Source organism: Sporosarcina sp. NCCP-2222 (genome assembly GCF_023168145.1).
Taxonomy (GTDB): Bacteria; Bacillota; Bacilli; order Bacillales_A; family Planococcaceae; genus Sporosarcina.
Map to the genome: position 1 here is coordinate 7,101 of NZ_BQYK01000017.1, position 1,897 is coordinate 8,997.

3 protein-coding genes are annotated in these 1,897 nt (G+C 50.5%); all 3 read left to right on the top strand.

All coding sequences use genetic code 11. The features are described 5' to 3' along the window. Nucleotides 1-558 (top strand): acyl-CoA dehydrogenase family protein (locus tag NCCP2222_RS20305; RefSeq protein ID WP_282570743.1); only part of this gene is annotated, 558 nt, incomplete at its 5' end. Nucleotides 559-570: 12 nt separating this feature from the next. Next, entirely contained in the window at nt 571-1,197 is a 627-nt protein-coding gene (locus NCCP2222_RS20310; protein WP_248514220.1) for a TetR/AcrR family transcriptional regulator, read from the top strand. A 26-nt stretch (nt 1,198-1,223) separates the two neighbouring features. Next, nucleotides 1,224-1,897 (top strand): cobalamin-dependent protein (locus NCCP2222_RS20315; RefSeq protein WP_248514239.1); only part of this gene is annotated, 674 nt, incomplete at its 3' end.

Below are 1,897 nucleotides of genomic sequence, written 5' to 3' on the forward strand. Positions count from 1 at the left end.
GTCGGCAAGAAGGAAAAGAAACTCGGAATCCGTTCCTCGCCTACAACTGAAATCATGTTTGATAATTGCCGCGTGCCGAAGGAGAATTTGCTTGGCGAAGAAGGAGAAGGTTTCATCATCGCCATGAAAACACTCGACGGCGGACGGAATGGAATTGCCGCTCAAGCAGTCGGCATCGCACAAGGCGCGCTCGACGCAGCGGTCGATTATGCGAAAGAGCGTGTTCAATTCGGCAAACCAATTGCAGCGAATCAAGGAGTAGGCTTCAAGCTCGCTGATATGGCGACGGCGACGGAAGCGTCCCGCTTGCTTACGTACCAGGCTGCATGGCTGGAATCAAACAATCTTCCATACGGAAAAGCGTCTGCAATGGCTAAATTGATGGCTGGCGATACGGCGATGAAAGTAACGACGGAAGCGGTTCAAGTGTTTGGTGGCTACGGCTATACGAAGGATTATCCGGTGGAACGCTTCATGCGCGACGCGAAAATCACGCAGATTTATGAAGGAACGCAGGAAATCCAGCGACTTGTCATCTCCCGCATGCTGACGAAGTAACGGAGGTGTGTGATGCAATTGAAACGGGAAGTGAAATCATCTGTCAAAGATGAAGGGTTGATTGAAAAGCGTCGCGAGCAGATCATTGACGGCGCGGTGAAGCTTTTTAAGGAGAAGGGGTTCCACCGCGCGACGACCCGCGAAATCGCGAAAGCGGCCGGGTTCAGCATCGGCACGTTATACGAATATATCCGGACGAAGGAAGATGTCCTTTATTTAGTATGTGACAACATCTACCATGAAGTGCAATCCCGGCTCTCCTCCGTCATGCAGCAGGAAGGGACGCTGGAGGGGCTGCGGGCTGCGATTGGCGAGTACTTTAGTCTGATCGATGACATGGCGGATGAATTCGTCGTTATGTATCAGGAATCGAAGTCCTTGCCGAAGGATGCGCTTCAATATGTTTTGAAAAAGGAACTCGAGATGGTCGGCTTGTTTGAAAACCTGCTGGCATCCTGTGTGGAATCAGGTGAATTGAGGCTGGCGGACAAGGATATCAACCTAGCCGCCCACCATATTGTTGTTCAAGGGCAAATGTGGGCATTCCGCAGATGGACCTTGCACAGCCGCTATTCAATAGATGAATTTATTGAAATGCAAACCGAACAATTATTCAAAGGGATCACATCACGTTCGTGAAATGAAGCAGAAGGGGTGGTTCAGTAATGGCAACAGTAGATATTTACAAACCGAAGCATCATGTCCGCTTTGTGACGGCATCCAGCCTGTTTGACGGACACGACGCTTCCATTAACATCATGCGCCGCATCTTGCAGTCGACGGGAGCGGAAGTTATTCATCTCGGCCATAACCGTTCAGTCGAGGAAGTCGTCAATGCGGCAATTCAGGAGGATGTTCAAGGCATCGCTATTTCTTCCTATCAAGGTGGGCATGTCGAGTATTTCAAGTACATGCATGATCTTCTTCAGGAAAAGGGAGCACCCCATATCCGCATCTATGGCGGAGGCGGTGGTGTCATTTTGCCGAAGGAAATCAAAGAACTGCATGACTACGGCATCGCATGGATTTTCTCCCCGGAAGACGGCCGCAAGCTGGGACTCCAAGGGATGATCAACCGGATGATGGAAGAATGTGATTTTCTGACGGAGAAGGCGGATGAACTAGCGAATCTTGACCGCGTCAGCACAGAGTCGCCTGAAGTGCTTGCCAATTTGATCACGTATGCGGAAGAAATGCATGACAAAGGCAGCGAGGACGCGAAAGCTTTCCTCGAAAAGGCAAGAAGTATGTCGAAGCATACGCCTGTTCTAGGGATTACAGGGACAGGGGGAGCCGGGAAAAGTTCATTAACGGATGAGCTGATCCGCAGATTCCTCCG